Raw genomic sequence first — 18,011 nt, 5'->3', positions numbered from 1 at the left:
AAAAAGATGAAAAAAGCAGCAGTAGCTGCATTTCTTCTTGCAGTAGCAGTAATGATTGCAGGAGGAATCAATAAAGAAAGCGGCTTAAATAATTTTGTTGCGGATGTGCAGGCAGATGGGGAGAAAGATCCTGTTAGTGTAAATGAACAGGAAGAGACAGAAGAGAAAGAAACATCCCAGGTTGATACTACAATTCCTGTTGTTGCAGGCAGCAGAATTGCTGTTGTAAGTAAATGTGTAGACGGAGAATACTGGAAGACTCTCCATAAGGGAATGGAGGCAGCAGTAAAGGATATAAATACTGCTTATGATTTTCAGGGGGATGATGAAGTAACCATGACGTTTGAAGGCCCCAGTGATGAACAGGATGTGGAAACTCAGGTAAATACGCTGGATGCTGTTATTGCAGAAAACCCTGCTGTGCTGTGTCTTTCAGCAAGTGACATGGATTCTTGCCAGGCGCAGCTGGAGGCTGCCGGAGAAAACGGAATTCCGGTTGTTTCTTTTGATTCAAATGTTGTGGATAATGACCTTGTTGCAGCTTTTCGTGGAACAGACAATTCGGAAGTAGGCAGGATTGCCGGTGAAAAGATGACAGAAGCTCTGAATGGACAGGGAAAGGTTGCGATTTTTTCTGCTCAGGAAAAAACTGAAAGTTCGCAGAAAAGAGTAGAAGGATTTAAAAGTGTCCTGGAAGACCAGGACGGCATTACAATAATCAGCGAACTTTATACAGATCAGGTGGAAGATATGTCAGTTGCCATGCAGGGAGTTCTTGAACGATATCCGGATCTGGCTGGCGTTTTCTGTACAAATGAAGATGTTGCAGAGCTTTATCTGAAACTTGATAAGAACGAAGATAATGCACCGATAATGATTGGCGTAGATGCCTCTTCAGGACAGCAGGAGGCAATTAAGAACGGTGAACAGCTGGGCTGTGTTTCTCAGGATCCGTATGAGCTTGGATATCAGACAATTCTGACAGCTGCTTATGCAACGGTTCCGGCAGATCAGGAAAAGGAAATCCTCATGCAGCCGAAGTGGATTGATCCGTCTAATATAGAGGATGAGACTTGCAGCAGATATCTTTATTGATACCTGTATGAATACGGTACTGCATCAGTTTAAAGGAGCACTGCTGAAACACGGTAAATATATACAGGGACAGTTCACAAAAGGACTGTCCCTGTGTTATACTATGAACACTTGTTTAACCGAACCAAGTAAGTCCCCTGCTTCAATTGCGAAAAGCAATAAGCAGTGGGTGGGGACTTGCTTGTATCAGGAGGAGTGCAAGCTCCTTCTGATAAACTGCGAAGCAGTTATTCGGTTATGAGCAAGTAGCAAAGCGGATTGCGAATATCTGCTTGACTGAATATGGACAAAGTGTAAGTTGAGTAGAACACCGTTGTGATTGAGGAGGAAAAACTGGTGAAAGAAAGAGAAACTTTTGGTTCAAGACTTGGTTTCATTCTGGTGTCAGCCGGATGTGCAGTAGGTCTTGGTAATGTATGGAAATTCCCATATATGACAGGCAAATATGGAGGTGCAGCCTTTATTCTGGTTTATCTGGTATTTCTTGTGCTGCTGGGGTTGCCGATTCTTGTCTGTGAATTTGCAGTAGGACGTGCAAGCCGTCTGAGTACAGCAAGGGCATTCCACAAACTGGAGCCGGAAGGTTCAAATTTTCATAAATACAGCTATATGGGAATGATTGGAAACTATGCACTGATGAGTTTTTATACTATGGTTGCAGGCTGGATGATGTACTATTGTTATGTTATGGCTACTGGAGAACTTTCCAGCGCATCTTCGGAGCAGATTACAGAATTTTTCGGGGGACTGCAGCAGGCTACAGGCACAATGTCAGGCTGGATGATCGCAGCTGTTCTTCTGGCATTTGGCATCTGTTCTCTGGGACTCCAGAATGGTATCGAAAAAATTACAAAAATTATGATGATTTGTCTTCTAGCACTGATTGTTGTTCTGGCAGTTCATTCACTTACACTTGACGGTGCCATGGAAGGGGTAAAATTTTATCTAGTGCCAAATCTGGATAATATTAAAGCAGCAGGCCTTGGAAATGTGATTTTCGGCGCTTTATCACAGGCATTCTTTACATTAAGCATTGGTATTGGCGCAATGGAAATTTTCGGAAGTTATATGGGTAAAGAACGTACACTTGCAGGAGAAAGTATTAATATTCTTGTGCTGGATACGTTTGTGGCATTGATGGCAGGACTTATTATTATTCCGGCATGTTTTGCATTTAATGTAGAGCCGGGGGCAGGTCCAGGACTTGTATTTATCACATTACCTAATGTATTTAACCAGATGGCTGGCGGAAGATTGTGGGGTGCACTGTTCTTCCTGTTTATGTCATTTGCCGCACTGTCTACAGTTATTGCAGTATTTGAAAATATCCTGTCATTTGCTATGGACCTTTGGGGCTGGACGAGAAATAAAGCAGTTCTTTTTAATATCATTCTGGTAATTGTTTTGTCCATGCCTGCGATCCTGGGATTTGGACCATGGTCAGGTTTCCATGTACTTGGTGAGGGAACTAATATTATGGATCTGGAAGATTTTATTGTGTCTAATAATATTCTGCCTCTTGGATCTGTTGTCTTTGTGTTATTCTGTGCATCGAAGAACGGATGGGGCTGGAGTAATTTTATAAAAGAAGCCAACACAGGCAAAGGCACAAAATTCCCGAAAGGGATTCAGTTCTATATGCAATGGATCCTGCCGATTGTTGTTGCAGTGATTTATCTGAAAGGTTACTACGATATGTTCCAGCCGAAGGGAAATACATATCTGATTCCATGGATGCTCGTTGGAGTGGCGATGCTTCTGCTGGTAGGCTGGATATCTTTTGGACACTCAAAATCAAAAAAGAAATAATATATAACAAAAAGGGAAGTTCATTGCGAGCTTCCCTTTTTATCGTTCGGATGTAAAAACACAGATTAGATTTTATCAATTTTTTTACGGATCTCCAGCATCTTCTGATCCAGCTGAGTGATCACGGAAGCGCATTGCTGCAGTTCTTCATTAATGACTGCAGCCTGTTTCTGACCACGTTTATACCGCAGCTGATGATCGAGATTTGCCCAGTAATCCATGGCAGCAGTACGAAGCTGCAGTTCCAGCTTGATCCACTGATTTTCCTGCTGAAAAGGAATAGCGACCTCCAGAATCAGGTGAAGGCTCTGGTAGCCGGATTTTTTGGGCTGCGTTACATAGTCTTTTGTTTTGATGATGCGGATATCCTGCTGTTTTTCGATAAGGTCAGCTACTTTGTAAATATCATCTACATATGCACATACGGCACGGACGCCGATAAGGTCATTGATTTTTTCCAGTGCCTGGTTGAAGTTCAGATCCAGTCCTTTTTTCTGCATTTTTTTGCAGACACTGTCATAGCTTTTGAGCCGCCCGGTTTTCATCTGGATAAAATTCCGGTTGTACTTCATGAGCAAAAATGTGTTGACAATATCAAGTTTGGTCATCATAAGATTTATGGCACACTGGCCTTTGATGCTGAATTCACTGTCTGTCAGCATATTCTTTAAAAGTTCTTTTTTCTTCAATTTCTGTCTTTCTTCCTCTAATTGTATTAATGTTACAGTTTCGTTTGTGCGTAATGCATTTCCCATTCCCATTAGAATACTCCTTCTGTAATAAATCTGTACGTGGTTTGTGTTAAAACATGGTTAAAATGAGACTACAGCGAATGGACTATTTATGTTGCAGCCTGTATCGAGGAATCAGCTCCCATCATTTAATCTATGAAAAGAGTTGGAAAAATATGACATTTGGAAGATGACTAATGCCTGGATTTCGGTGAGCATATAAGAAATAATTATCATATTTTGTTATATAAATAACAAAATATGAGCTCGAAAGATAAAAAATGATAAGTAAATTAATGAAAAAATACATTTCAGAAAAAAGAGAACTTAAATGAAGCTAAGAAAACTGTTTGTATAATATGCCAAAAGAAGCTGGAATACTAAATGAAATTTATGCATTTTTTTTGAATAATTATGATTGACAAATGATTAACAAGCTAATATAATAGCCACATAAAGAAATTGACAAATAATTAACGTTAACAAATAGACTAAATATTTTAATGCGTTAATATTTGAAAAGGAAATAACGATCGTTGTCAGAATCAATTAACATCAGAGATAAACAGGAGGATTCCAAAATGGCAAAGAAAGAAACCCACATCCCGGCAGTTGTTGACACAGCAGAAGCACTTGAAGCAAAGATTGCTACGATGAAAGAAGCACAGAAACTTTTCGCCACATACACACAGGAACAGGTTGACAGAATTTTTAAAGCAGCGGCAACAGCAGCGGACAAAGCACGTATCCCGCTTGCAAAAGCAGCAGTAGAAGAAACAGGCATGGGAATCGTAGAAGATAAAGTAATCAAAAATCACTATGCATCAGAATATATCTACAATGCGTACAAAAACACAAAAACCTGTGGTGTACTTGAAGAAGATCCGGTTTATGGAATCAAAAAAATTGCTGAACCTATCGGCCTGATCGCAGCAGTTATTCCTACTACAAACCCGACCTCCACAGCAATTTTCAAAACACTGATTGCACTGAAAACCAGAAATGCGATTATTATCAGTCCACATCCACGTGCAAAAGGTAGTACCATTGAAGCTGCCAAAATTGTTCTTGAAGCAGCAGTAGAAGCCGGAGCACCGAAAGAAATCATCGGATGGATCGATGTACCAAGTCTGGAACTGACCAATCTGGTAATGAAAGAAGCTGATATTATTCTTGCGACAGGCGGTCCGGGAATGGTAAAAGCGGCATATTCTTCAGGAAAACCGGCACTTGGTGTAGGCGCAGGAAATACACCGGTTATTATTGATGATACTGCAGATATCCGTCTTGCTGTAAACTCTATCATTCACTCCAAGACTTTTGACAACGGTATGATCTGTGCTTCCGAACAGTCCGTAACTGTTCTGGAAGGTGTATATAAAGCAGTAAAACAGGAATTCCAGTACAGAGGATGCTATTTCCTGAAGAAAGATGAGATTGAAAAAGTAAGAAAAACAATTCTTATCAATGGTGCACTGAATGCAAAAATAGTAGGACAGAAGGCTGCAGCTATCGCAGAGATGGCAGGAGTAACAGTTCCGGCTGAAACAAAGATTCTTATCGGTGAAGTTGAATCTGTAGATATCAGTGAGGAATTTGCACATGAAAAACTTTCTCCTGTACTTGCGATGTACAAGGCAAAAACTTTTGACGAAGCAGTTGCAAAGGCAGAACGTCTTGTAGCAGACGGTGGATATGGACATACTTCTTCCATTTATATCAATATAAACGAAACCGAAAAACTGGAGAAATTTGAAGCGGCAATGAAAACCTGCCGTATCCTGATCAATACCCCGTCTTCTCAGGGCGGTATCGGGGATCTTTATAACTTCAAACTTGTTCCGTCTCTGACACTTGGATGCGGTTCCTGGGGAGGAAACTCCGTATCCGAAAACGTTGGTGTAAAACATCTGATCAATATTAAGACTGTTGCAGAGAGGAGAGAGAACATGCTCTGGATGAGAACCCCGGAAAAAGTTTACTTTAAGAAAGGCTGCCTGCCTGTAGCACTGGACGAACTTAAGAATGTAATGGGCAAGAAACGCTGCTTTATCGTAACAGACTCTTTCCTGTACAAGAACGGATATACAAAGAAAATCGAAGATAAACTGGATCAGATGGGAATCGTTCATACATGCTTCTCCGATGTAGAGCCTGATCCATCCCTGGCTTCTGCAAGAGCAGGCGCAGCAGCAATGAGAGCTTTTGAGCCGGATTGCATTATTGCACTTGGTGGTGGATCTGCAATGGACGCAGGCAAGATCATGTGGGTTCTTTATGAAAATCCGGATGCTGATTTTGATGATATGGCAATGGATTTCATGGATATCCGTAAGAGAATCTATACATTCCCGAAAATGGGCAAAAAAGCTTACTTTATCGCAATTCCAACATCTTCCGGTACAGGTTCTGAGGTAACACCTTTTGCAATCATCACGGATAAGGAAACCGGAATCAAATGGCCACTTGCAGACTATGAACTGATGCCGGATATGGCAATCGTAGATACTGATAATATGATGAGCGCACCAAAGGGTCTGACAAGTGCATCTGGTATTGATGTTATGACTCATGCTATTGAGGCATATGTTTCCATGATGGCTTCTGATTATACAGACAGCCTTGCACTCAGGGCAATCAAACTTGTATTTGAATATCTGCCCCGTGCATACAGAGATGGAAATGATGTAGAAGCAAGAGATCACATGGCAAATGCTTCCTGCATGGCAGGTATGGCTTTTGCAAATGCATTCCTGGGAGTTAACCATTCTCTGGCACATAAACTCGGAGCATTCCATCATATTCCTCACGGAATCGCAAACGCTCTGGTACTTACAGATGTTATGCGTTATAATGCGGCAGAAGTTCCGACAAAGATGGGTACATTCCCACAGTATCAGTATCCGAAGACACTGGCACGTTATGCTGAGATCGGACGTTCTGTAGGACTTACAGGAAAAGATGATCAGGAAGTATTTGAAAAACTTCTGGAGAAGCTGGAAGAGCTGAAAAAGATTATTGAGATCAAACCTACGATCAAAGATTATGGTGTAGATGAGAAGTACTTCCTTGAGACTCTGGATGAAATGAGTGAGCAGGCTTTCAATGACCAGTGTACAGGTGCAAACCCGAGATACCCACTGATCGCTGAACTGAAAGAGATTTATCTGAAAGCATATTACGGAAAATAAAATCTCTCGGGAACCATAAATTAAAAAGTTTATATAAATCAGCCCGGTTCGGGCCATATAGAACCTCTGCTTCGGTACCACAGGACAGTGACACCGGGGTAGAGGTTTTGACTATTCGGACAGCAGGGACAAAATGGAAAATATGTGTGTTGCAAATGGGTAAGTTGAATGTTACAATGACATCTAACAGCCATGATACTATGGTAAATAAAGACAATCATGAAACAGACAGACATTTAACAGACAGAAGCAGGAGCTTCAGGGGGCATAACTAATTGAAACATAACGAAAATACGAAATATGTGAAACTTGGTATTACAGGGGCTGCAGTGCTGGCATTTGGATTTGCGATTTTGTACATTTTGTATCAGAGTAAAAATATAGCAATGGGAATACAGACAGTTTTTAATATATTGAAACCCTTTCTGTATGGCGCACTGATCGCATATCTCCTTGCACCGATGTGTAACCGCATGGACGATAGATTTCTGAGATGGTGTCCTAAGGCTACTGAGAAGCAGCAGAAGGCACTTAAATTCCTCTCTATAGCTGTTGCAATCATCTGTGCAGTAACTGTTGTTGTATTATTGATCATTCTTATCCTGCCGCAGGTCTGGGACAGTACCATAAAAATTATCAGAATTTTGCCGGCACGACTTTCCTATTGCAACAGTATGATCGATAAAGTTTTACAGGATCAGCCGGAACTACAGTCTTACTTCAATCATTTTTCATCTCAGATTGAGAGTGGCTTGAACGATGTTCTTAGTGCCAATTCAAGTATGATGCAGACAATTCAGGGAATTGTCAATAATATTACAGTCCAGCTGATAGAGGTCTTAAGCGTATTCAAAAATATGTTCCTTGGATTTCTGATTGCTGTGTATCTTCTTGCCAGCCGGAAGCTTTTCGGGGCACAGGCAAAATTACTGTTATATGGTATTTTTCCAAACAGATGGGCAGAGATTATCGAAGAAGAAGTTCATTATACGGATAGAATGTTCAATGGTTTTTTTGTTGGAAAAATCATCGATTCTGCGATTATCGGACTGATCTGTTTCGCAGGAACCACAATCCTTGGATTTGATTCTGCGGCATTTATCAGTGTTGTTATAGGTGTAACAAACATTATCCCGTTTTTTGGACCTTTTATTGGGGCCATTCCGTGTGCATTATTACTCCTTCTGGGAAGACATCCATGGGATGCACTGTATTTCCTGATTTTTATTGTGATTCTGCAGCAGGTGGATGGAAACATTATCGGACCGAAGATACTCGGAAATACCACAGGTGTTTCCAGTTTCTGGGTGCTGTTCTCCATTCTGCTGTTTGGTGGTTTATGGGGAATCGTAGGAATGGTTATTGCTGTTCCGTTGTTTGGTGTAATTTACGATATTATCCGTAAACTGATAAGCCGCGGGCTGAGAAAAAATAATCAGGAAGAAATGATGGAAGAATATAAACAGAATTTCCATGAAAAACAGCCGATGGAGTTGAAAAAATAAAAGAAGCCGTTGCAGATTATCATTCTGCAGCGGATTCTTGTCTATATAAGCAACAATTATGACTGCTGCTGTTTGCGGAATGCGGAACGTTTTCTTTCTCGTGGATCGAGAATTCTCTTGCGGATACGAAGACTTGTAGGAGTTACCTCAAGGAGTTCATCCTGATCAATGAATTCAATCGCCTGTTCAAGGCTGAGTACTTTAGGCGGTGTCAGCTTCAGGGCATCGTCTGCGGAAGAAGAACGTGTATTGGTAAGGTGTTTGGTCTTGCAGACATTAAGTTCAATGTCTTCGGCTTTGCCGTTCTGTCCGATAACCATACCGCTGTAAACCTTTTCCCCAGGTCCAATGAAGAGAACACCACGTTCCTGAGCGGAGAAAAGACCATAGGTAACAGCTTCGCCTGCTTCAAATGCGATAAGGGATCCCTGTTTACGGTACTGGAAATCACCCTTGTAAGGTGCATAACCGTCGAATGTTGTATTGAGGATACCGGTACCTTTTGTGGAGGTAAGGAACTCACCACGGAAACCGATCAGTCCACGTGAAGGAATACGGAATTCAAGACGTACAGAACCATCACTGGCTGTACTCATTCCCTGAAGTTCACCTTTACGTTCGCTTAATTTCTGAATGATGGTACCGGAGAATTCTTCCGGAACATCAACATAAGCAATTTCCATTGGTTCAAGTTTCTTGCCACGTTCATCGAAATGATAGAGAACTTCAGGTTTGCTTACTGCGAACTCATAGCCTTCGCGGCGCATGTTTTCAATAAGAACAGACAGATGAAGTTCACCACGGCCAGAGACTTTGAAACATTCAGTAGTTTCAGTATCTTCTACACGAAGGCTGACATCTGTGTTCAGTTCTCTGTAAAGACGGTCACGAAGATGACGGGAAGTGATAAATTTACCTTCCTGTCCTGCAAGCGGGCTGTCGTTTACAAGGAAGTTCATGGAAATAGTAGGCTCTGAGATCTTCTGGAAAGGAATTGCCTCCGGATTATCACCGCTGCAGAGTGTATCGCCGATATGAATATCTTCAATACCGGAAATAGCAACGATGGATCCTACAGAAGCTTCTTTAACTTCAACTTTATTTAAACCGTCAAATTCGTAAAGTTTGCTGATTTTGACTTTTTTACGTTTGTCAACGTCATGATGGTTCAGAAGAGTAAGTTCCTGGTTAACTGCAATTTTACCATTTTCGACCTTACCGACACCGATACGTCCAACATATTCATTGTAGTCGATAGTACTGATCAGAACCTGGGTATCAGCGTCCGGATCACCTTCAGGAGCCGGGATATATTTCAGAATGGTTTCAAACAGTGGTGCCATATTTTCCGGTGTATCTTTCAGATCAAGAACAGCATGACCTGCTTTTGCGGAAGCATACAGGAATGGACAGTCAAGCTGTTCGTCAGATGCTTCAAGATCCATAAGAAGTTCCAGTACCTCGTCAATAACTTCATCAGGACGAGCTTCCGGACGGTCGATTTTGTTGATGCAGACAATAACATGAAGATTCAGTTCCAGTGCTTTACGAAGAACAAATTTTGTCTGAGGCATGGCACCTTCAAATGCATCGACAAGAAGAATAACGCCGTCTACCATTTTAAGAACACGTTCTACCTCACCACCGAAATCAGCATGACCTGGTGTGTCAATGATGTTGATCTTAACGCCTTTGTAATGAACAGCGGTATTTTTGGATAAGATAGTAATACCACGTTCACGTTCAATGTCATTGGAGTCCATGACACGTTCCTGAACTTCCTGGTTTTCACGGAATACACCGCTCTGTTTCAGAAGCTGATCCACAAGAGTGGTTTTGCCGTGATCGACATGGGCGATAATGGCAACGTTGCGTACATCTTCGCGTTTGATATTCATAAAAATCGAAATCCTTTCTTTTTCTTTCTATATTAATGTGTTTTTTTCTTAGCGTAGTTACGATATTTCAGTTTACCACATTTTTCGCAGATTACAAGACATTGAGAAAAATTTTTTAAGTTTTGGTTCTAAAGAACGTCTGTCGTACATAGTTTAGTAAAGACAAAATACACAAAGAGGAAGGAGAACTATATTATGGCAGACAAAATTATTGAAAACAATCAGGTATCTATTATGGGAAGGATTGATGCCGGCTTTACATTCAGTCATCAGGTATTTGGGGAAGGCTTCTATACAACGGAACTTCTGGTAAAGCGTCTGAGTGATTCAGAGGACCGTATTCCTGTTATGGTTTCGGAACGTCTTGTTGATGTCACACAGGATTATATCGGGGAATATATAGAAATTCACGGTCAGTTCCGCTCATATAACCGTCATGAAGAAAAGCATAACCGGCTGGTGCTTTCTGTTTTTGCGCGGGAAGTTAATTTTCTGGAAGAGGAAGATGAAACCATACCGGTAAATCAGATATTTCTGGACGGATACATCTGCAAACCGCCTGTTTACCGAAAAACTCCCCTGGGACGAGAAATCGCAGATGTGCTTCTGGCAGTAAACCGCCCTTATGGAAAATCCGATTACATACCATGCATCTGCTGGGGAAGAAATGCACGTTATGCTTCAGCATTTGTAGTTGGAGGACATGTTCTTCTGTGGGGAAGAATCCAGAGCAGAGAATATGTGAAAAGAATTTCAGAGATGGAAACAGAGAAGCGTATTGCGTATGAGGTTTCAGTGAGCAAACTGGAATATGTAGACTGAAAATCGCCAATTCACTTGTGGCTTGCTTTTTTGGCAGAACTGAGGTAAGATAAAAACATTAATGTGAGGGTTTGATTCACTAACGTTAAGAGGAAATAGTATGGAAAAAGAATTAACAGAAGTATACTGTGGTAATGGCAAGGGTAAAACAGCTCTGGCTATTGGACAGAGCCTTCGGGAAGCCACACAGGGCAAAAGCGTCATCGTGATCCAGTTTCTGAAAGGCAGAGAGAAGCGGGCACTGGATTTTCTTCAGGAGGTTATGGATCTTGATTTCAAGATTTTCCGGTTTGAAAAGCAGGACTGTTGTTACGAGGAACTGTCTGAGGAGGAGAAAGCAGAAGAACGATCGAATATCCTCAACGGTGTCAATTTTGCACGCAAAGTGGTAGTTACCCGGGAATGTGATTTTTTGTTGCTGGATGAAATACTGGGACTTGTAGACTGTGGTATTGTCACAGCTGACATGGTTGCAGATATTCTGAAGCAGAAGGACGAGTCCATGCATATTGTGATGACCGGATGGAATCTTCCGGAAGCACTGAAGCCATACGTGGACACAGTTACTACTTTAAATACTGAGACGTTACAGTAACGTTGGTTACACAAAGTAAATGCAGATCCGGCAGGAATGAATATTATAATACAGAAGAATAAGGAGGAGATCAAATGGCAATTTTTAAGGGTGCAGGCGTTGCGATTGTAACACCTATGTATGAAGACGGAAAGGTGAATTACGACAAACTGGAAGAACTTCTTGAATTCCAGATCGCCAACAGCACAGATGCCATTATCATCTGTGGAACCACAGGCGAATCATCAACAATGACACATGGAGAACATCTCAAAACTATCAAGTTTGCGATTGATAAAGTGAACAAACGTGTGCCGGTTATTGCAGGAACTGGTTCCAATTGTACAGAAACAGCCATCATGATGTCTAAGGAGGCTGCATCCTATGGTGCAGATGCATTACTGGTTGTTACTCCTTACTACAACAAAGCTACTCAGAAAGGCCTGATCGCTCATTATACTGCAGTTGCAAATGCAGTTCCGGAAACACCGATCATTATGTACAACGTACCAAGCCGTACAGGATGTAACATTCAGCCTGCAACAGTAGCTACACTGGTTAAAAATGTTAAGAATATTGTAGGTCTGAAGGCTGCAAGCGGAGATCTTTCTCAGATTGCCAAGACTGTATCACTTGCAGGTGCTGATCTGGAACTGTATTCAGGAAATGATGATCAGGTTCTGCCGATTCTTTCACTGGGTGGACTTGGTGTTATCTCCGTACTGTCCAACGTGGCACCGAAGGAGACTCATGATATGGTTATGAAATTCCTTGACGGAGATATTCAGGGAGCTGCGAAGATCCAGATTGATGCAATCCCGCTTGTTAATGCACTGTTCTGCGAAGTAAACCCGATTCCTGTAAAAACTGCCCTGAATCTTATGGGATGGAATGTAGGACCACTTCGTATGCCTCTGTGTGAAATGGAAGAAGCCAACAAAGAAACTCTTGCAAAAGCATTAAAAGATTTTGGAATCAAACTGGCTTAAGTCACTGAGGAGGAAAGATTATTATGGTAAAGGTAATCATGCATGGATGCTGTGGACACATGGGACAGGTAATTTCCGACCTTGCTTCCAAAGATCCGGAAGTGGAGATTGTAGCAGGTATTGATATTGCCGATAAAGGAAATACCAGTTATCCGGTATTTACAGATATGAAAGCATGTCAGGTAGATGCAGATGTTGTGATTGATTTTTCTTCTGCAAAAGCAGTAGATACATTGCTTGATTTCTGTGCAGAAAAAGCTCTTCCGGTCGTTCTGTGTACGACAGGGCTCAGCGAAGAGCAGCTTCAGAAAGTTGAAGAAACAGCAAAGAAAACAGCAGTCCTGAAATCCGCAAATATGTCGCTTGGTATCAACACTCTTATGAAACTCCTGCAGGATGCGGCGAAAGTTCTTGCAACAGCAGGATTTGATATGGAGATTGTTGAACGTCATCACAAACTGAAACTGGATGCACCGAGTGGAACAGCTCTTGCACTTGCTGACAGTATCAATGAAGCAATGGATAATAAATATCACTATGTTTATGACCGCAGTCAGAGACGAGAACAGCGTGATTCTAAGGAAATTGGAATCTCCGCAGTTCGTGGAGGAACTATTGTCGGTGATCATGAGGTGATTTTTGCAGGTCCTGATGAAGTAATCGAATTTAAGCACACTGCTTATTCAAAAGCTGTTTTTGGAAAAGGTGCTCTCGAGGCTGCCAAATTCCTGGCTGGCAAACCAGCTGGCAGATATGATATGGCAGATGTGATCGAAGGCTGAGTATTAAATTAAGAAGTATGTAATATCCTGTGATTATTGTGCTATAACATGATAGTCACAGGATATTTTTTTGTTTTTACAGAATAGAAAATTCATTTCTGTACATATTAACATTATAATAAATTTCGGGAAAGCAGCGGACTGGTTGTTTACCGGGAAAAGGAGACAGACAGGAATGAAAAAAACAAGAGAAATTCTCACAGGTACATTACTGGTTATGACACTGGCTATGATGACCGGATGCGGAAATAACGGGAACAATGCAGCAGATGAATCAGGTACAGTAACAGAAACTCCGAAAAATAATGTTGATGAAAAACCTGCGGATACAGATACACCAGGGGAAGAAAAAGAGTCACCTGCAACAGATGACGGCGCTGTGGATAATGGGGATATCATGTCAGAAGGAACAGATACCACTGTGGAAAACAATGATAATACAGATAATAATGATGGTACAGTTTCCGGAGAACTTGGAAATAGTGTAAAGGACCTGGGTGATGGTGTTGGAGATGCAGTGGAAGACGTCGGAGATGCAGTAGGCAATGCTGTCGAAGGCAGGTAAATTTTGACCAGGCTACTGTGGACAGAACGAACAGTAACTGTGGTCGGAATGAACAGTAAGGAAATTATTCTTGCACATGAAAATCGTTCATATTAAAATATAACTAATAATTACAATATAAACCTCAGCCTGCACAGGCTGAGGAATACATATAGACTGACAGCAGATTCTGGACAGAGCATCTGCAAAAGTCACAGGAAAAGAGGAATAGAATATGAAATTTCGTCCATGCATTGATATACATAATGGTAAGGTAAAACAGATTGTAGGCGGAAGTTTGAAGGATACAGGAGATCAGGCAAGAGAGAATTTTGTATCAGGTCAGGATGCGACTTTTTATGCGGAGCTTTATGGGAACGCAGGACTGAAAGGTGGGCATGTGATCCTGCTTAACGGTTCTGATTCTCCATATTATGAGTCAACCAGAGAACAGGCTCTGAAAGCACTCCACACTTATCCGGGAGGGCTTCAGCTGGGCGGTGGTGTCCGACCTGAAAATGCAGAAGAATATCTGGATGCAGGAGCAAGCCACGTAATAGTAACTTCCTATGTTTTCTGTAATGGGCAGCTTGACTGGGAAAATCTTGACAGGATGGTAAAAACTGTAGGAAAAGAACATCTTGTACTTGATCTCAGCTGCCGTAGAAGAGAAGACAGATATTATATAGTTACAGACAGGTGGCAGAAATTTACAGATGTGACTGTAACTTTGGAAACGATGGAAGAACTGGGTGATTACTGTGATGAATTTCTGGTACATGCAGTTGATGTTGAGGGAAAAGCCAGTGGTATTGAGACAGAACTTGCAGCTCTTTTATCTGGTTATGAAAAACGTCCGGTTACTTATGCAGGTGGAGTAGGAAGTATGGAAGATATCAGAATCCTCGAGGAATATGGTAAGGGACGTCTGGATGTGACAGTAGGAAGTGCATTGGATCTTTTTGGCGGAACAATACCATTTGAAGTGCTCAAAAAACTGGCTTGACGGGGCAAAAACAGAAATGTACTATAGAATCACAGATTTTTATTAAGGAGGTTTTGACATTATGAGTGATGTACTGGAAGCAATCAAAAAAAGAAGAAGTATCCGTAAATACAAAGACACCATGGTACCGAAGGAAATCATTGACAAGATTATTGAAGCAGGTACTTATGCTGCTACAGGAATGGGAAAACAGTCCCCAATCATCATTGCAGTAACAAATAAAGAACTTCGTGATAAACTTTCTGCCATGAATGCAAAGATTAATGGAACAGATGCCGATCCGTTTTATGGTGCACCGGTAGTGCTTATTGTTCTGGCTGATAAAGCAAGACCTACATATTTATATGATGGCAGTCTTGTTATGGGAAATCTAATGCTGGAAGCTGACGCTCTTGGAATTGGAAGCTGCTGGATCCACAGGGCAAAAGAAGAGTTCGAAAGTGAAGAAGGCAAGGAAATTCTCAGATCACTGGGAATTGAGGGGGATTATGAAGGCATTGGCCACTGCATACTGGGTTATGCAGACGGACCGGCACCGAAAGCGGCCCCGAGAAAAGAATCTTACGTATATTATGCAGAATAAATAAGATAAAACAAGACACAGAGAGGTCAGTGGGAGTTTTTTTCCCACTGACCCTTTTTTGTCCATTGAAAATAAAAAGAAAATACGAATATAATGATTATGATAAAAAAATAACTATTACCGAAAGGCTTTCATTTGGGTATTCAGGGAAGCAGAGGAGGAAAGAGAAATGAATAAACTTACACATGCAGCAGCAAAAAAAGTATTTTCAGGAATCGCTGACTATGCAATCGGTCAGGTAAATAAAAATCCGGAAGAAGCATATGCGAAGATCGTAGATACTGCTGAGAAATATATGAAAGATTTCGGAACAGGAGTAAACTGGGATTATATAAGAAAAGTTGCCTGTAATCCGGAATATACATTGAACCGTTATATTACATCTATGGTAAAAGATCTTCATCCAAATGTATTAAAGACAACTCTGATGAATCTTGGATTCGAAGCTTTTTATAACGGAACAAAAACCATCCGTGAAATGAGACAGATACATAACTGTAATATCCCGTGGATCATTCTTATGGATCCTACAAGTGCATGTAACCTTCACTGCACAGGTTGCTGGGCAGCAGAATATGGAAATAAATTGAATCTTTCTTTTGAAGATATGGATTCAATCGTTACACAGGGCAAAGAACTGGGTATTTATTTCTACATGATGACAGGTGGAGAACCGATGGTAAGAAAGAAAGATATCATCGAACTCTGCAGAAAACATAATGACTGTGTATTCTTCGCATATACAAACGGTACTCTGGTAGATGAAGCACTCTGCAAGCAGATGCAGGAAGTAGGAAACCTGTTCCTTGCACTGAGTGTTGAAGGTGAGCCGGAGGTTAATGATCTTCGCCGTGGCGAGGGTGTTTATGGCAAAGTAATGCATGCCATGGATCTTTTGAAAGAACATGGACTTGTATTTGGTACATCTATCTGCTATACAAGTGCAAACTACAAGAGCGTTACAAGTGATGAATTTATCCAGATGCTGATTGAAAAAGGATGCCGTTATGCTCTGTATTTCCACTATATGCCAGTTGGAAATGCTGCTTCCGTAGATCTTCTTCTGAATCCGGAACAGAGAATTTATGTAAAGAATCGCGTAAGAGAGATCCGTAATATGGAACATGGTCCTGGAATCTTTACCATGGACTTCCAGAATGATGGTGAATTTGTAGGAGGATGTATCGCAGGAGGAAGAAACTACTTCCATATCAACGCAAACGGTGATGCAGAACCCTGCGTATTTATCCATTATTCAAATGGAAACATTCACGAAAATACAATCCTTGAGATTTTGAAACAGCCGTTATTTATGGCTTATCATGATAACCAGCCATTCAATGACAATATGCTTCGTCCATGTCCAATGCTTGAGAATCCGGAGATCCTGCAGCGACTGGTAAAAGAGACCGGTGCTCATTCTACAGACCTTGAGTCTCAGGAAACAGCAGAACATCTCTGCAGCAAATGTGTTCATTATGCAGAAGAGTGGGCTCCTGTAGCAGATAAGCTCTGGGAAGAGAGAAACAAAGCAAAAGCTGAGAAAGCAGCCGCACAGGCATAAAAAATAAATCAGATAGACCTTTTTGCAGTCAGTAATATGATTGCAGGAAGGTCTTTTTTTGCCCAAAATCTATCAGAAAAATAAAAAATTTTTGCCGAAAAGTGAAAAGATTTTTCCTTAGAGTGCTTTTATATAATATATGTTTATGTTTTATGAGCAGTTTATAACAGAAAACTGGAATATGGGAGGGTATCATATGAGGAAAAAGCATCTGGCATTATTGCTGGCGGCAGTTATGGCAGCGACAAGTATTGACAGTACGGCACTGATGGTAAGCGGTGCGGATTTCAGCGCAGAGGCAGCAGAGGAAACCGAAGTTCAGGACGCAGGAAGCGGCCTGGAGGTAGAAACGGATGCAGATGAAAGTGAGGATTCAGAAGCAGCCGGAAGCGGAGAAATATCAGAACAGGTGGATTTTGCAGATGAGATTGAGGCAGAACTTGAGCCGGAAACTGATTCAGAAGACGAAATCAGTGTGACAGAGGAATCTGAAGAGGGTGAAACAGAGGATTTGTTCGCTGATGAGGAAGGCACAGAAGTTCAGGCAGAAGAAGAGTTTTCTGACGAAGCAGGCGCATCGGATACAGTGGAAGTTCCGAGCAATGTGACGGAACTTGTACCGGATAATGGCGGATATACTGCTACGATTGCAGCAGCAGGAGAGGAAGTCTGGTATTCATTTACCCCATCCGAAACAGGCGAATATATATTCCGTGCTGAGAGCGATGGCTCCAATCAGGCATATATTTATGAACAGACAGACGAGGGACTTTCACCGATTGGATATGATAAAAACAGCGGATCAACTGATATGTACCCAGAATTCTGGACACATATTTATAAGTTAGGCGGACATTATGGATGCTTCTCTGTATTTTACAGGAGGCATCCATTTTGTTTTTGCCTGGATTCGTTTGC

At 41.4% G+C, this 18,011-nt stretch carries 15 protein-coding genes; 13 read left to right on the top strand and 2 right to left on the bottom strand.

Annotated elements, in window-relative coordinates:
• The first annotated feature begins 6 nt into the window (after nt 1-6).
• Nucleotides 7-1,095, top strand: a complete 1,089-nt coding sequence (locus ACTNB8_RS12790) for a substrate-binding domain-containing protein (RefSeq protein WP_441055285.1) — start codon at nt 7-9, stop codon at nt 1,093-1,095.
• Between the two features lie 336 nt (nt 1,096-1,431).
• Nucleotides 1,432-2,904, top strand: a complete 1,473-nt coding sequence (locus tag ACTNB8_RS12785; protein WP_441055283.1) for a sodium-dependent transporter — start codon at nt 1,432-1,434, stop codon at nt 2,902-2,904.
• A 65-nt stretch (nt 2,905-2,969) separates the two neighbouring features.
• Here the strand turns inward: ACTNB8_RS12785 and ACTNB8_RS12780 are convergent, their stop codons facing one another.
• The gene (locus tag ACTNB8_RS12780; protein ID WP_441055281.1) at nt 2,970-3,665 is read right to left on the bottom strand and encodes a GTP pyrophosphokinase; all 696 of its coding nucleotides are present in this window, start codon (nt 3,663-3,665) and stop codon (nt 2,970-2,972) included.
• A gap of 551 nt (nt 3,666-4,216) precedes the next feature.
• On the opposite strand from ACTNB8_RS12780, the gene adhE reads away from it, so the two are divergent.
• Both adhE and ACTNB8_RS12770 read left to right on the top strand, forming a co-directional pair.
• The gene (adhE, locus tag ACTNB8_RS12775) at nt 4,217-6,826 is read left to right on the top strand and encodes a bifunctional acetaldehyde-CoA/alcohol dehydrogenase (protein WP_441055279.1); all 2,610 of its coding nucleotides are present in this window, start codon (nt 4,217-4,219) and stop codon (nt 6,824-6,826) included.
• 275 nt (nt 6,827-7,101) lie between these two features.
• Nucleotides 7,102-8,331, top strand: coding sequence for an AI-2E family transporter (locus tag ACTNB8_RS12770; RefSeq protein ID WP_441055277.1), 1,230 nt, complete (start codon nt 7,102-7,104; stop codon nt 8,329-8,331).
• Between the two features lie 56 nt (nt 8,332-8,387).
• Here ACTNB8_RS12770 and typA read toward each other — a convergent pair whose 3' ends face one another.
• Entirely contained in the window at nt 8,388-10,229 is a 1,842-nt protein-coding gene (typA, locus tag ACTNB8_RS12765) for a translational GTPase TypA (RefSeq protein WP_296158068.1), read from the bottom strand.
• A gap of 195 nt (nt 10,230-10,424) precedes the next feature.
• Here typA and ACTNB8_RS12760 point away from each other — a divergent pair, with 195 nt between their 5' ends.
• From ACTNB8_RS12760 to ACTNB8_RS12720, 9 genes are all read left to right on the top strand, one after another.
• Nucleotides 10,425-11,051, top strand: a complete 627-nt coding sequence (locus ACTNB8_RS12760) for a single-stranded DNA-binding protein (protein WP_441055274.1) — start codon at nt 10,425-10,427, stop codon at nt 11,049-11,051.
• Between the two features lie 100 nt (nt 11,052-11,151).
• The gene (locus ACTNB8_RS12755) at nt 11,152-11,646 is read left to right on the top strand and encodes a cob(I)yrinic acid a,c-diamide adenosyltransferase (RefSeq protein WP_441055272.1); all 495 of its coding nucleotides are present in this window, start codon (nt 11,152-11,154) and stop codon (nt 11,644-11,646) included.
• A 74-nt stretch (nt 11,647-11,720) separates the two neighbouring features.
• Nucleotides 11,721-12,614 carry a 4-hydroxy-tetrahydrodipicolinate synthase gene (gene dapA, locus ACTNB8_RS12750; protein ID WP_296158075.1) on the top strand — a complete coding sequence of 298 codons (894 nt, stop codon included), beginning with the start codon at nt 11,721-11,723 and terminating at the stop codon, nt 12,612-12,614.
• 23 nt (nt 12,615-12,637) lie between these two features.
• A complete protein-coding gene (dapB, locus tag ACTNB8_RS12745; RefSeq protein WP_441055270.1) occupies nt 12,638-13,396 on the top strand; it encodes a 4-hydroxy-tetrahydrodipicolinate reductase in 759 nt (252 codons plus the stop codon).
• A 175-nt stretch (nt 13,397-13,571) separates the two neighbouring features.
• Complete coding sequence (locus ACTNB8_RS12740; protein WP_441055268.1) at nt 13,572-13,961, top strand: hypothetical protein; 390 nt, start codon at nt 13,572-13,574, stop codon at nt 13,959-13,961.
• A gap of 214 nt (nt 13,962-14,175) precedes the next feature.
• Nucleotides 14,176-14,946, top strand: a complete 771-nt coding sequence (gene hisA, locus ACTNB8_RS12735) for a phosphoribosylformimino-5-aminoimidazole carboxamide ribotide isomerase (protein WP_441055266.1) — start codon at nt 14,176-14,178, stop codon at nt 14,944-14,946.
• Nucleotides 14,947-15,007: 61 nt separating this feature from the next.
• Nucleotides 15,008-15,529 (top strand): nitroreductase, encoded by a 522-nt coding sequence (locus tag ACTNB8_RS12730; RefSeq protein WP_441055264.1) that lies wholly within the window; start codon nt 15,008-15,010, stop codon nt 15,527-15,529.
• A gap of 169 nt (nt 15,530-15,698) precedes the next feature.
• Nucleotides 15,699-17,093, top strand: a complete 1,395-nt coding sequence (locus tag ACTNB8_RS12725) for a radical SAM protein (protein WP_441055261.1) — start codon at nt 15,699-15,701, stop codon at nt 17,091-17,093.
• Between the two features lie 196 nt (nt 17,094-17,289).
• On the top strand, nt 17,290-18,011 hold a 722-nt coding region (locus ACTNB8_RS12720), incomplete at its 3' end, for a hypothetical protein (RefSeq protein ID WP_441055259.1).

It is taken from the genome of Blautia sp. HCP28S3_G10 (genome assembly GCF_052065235.1).
Classification (GTDB): domain Bacteria; phylum Bacillota; class Clostridia; order Lachnospirales; family Lachnospiraceae; genus Blautia_A.
Note: the sequence above shows the minus strand (reverse complement) of the source record. Positions and strands in the feature narration are given on the sequence as shown.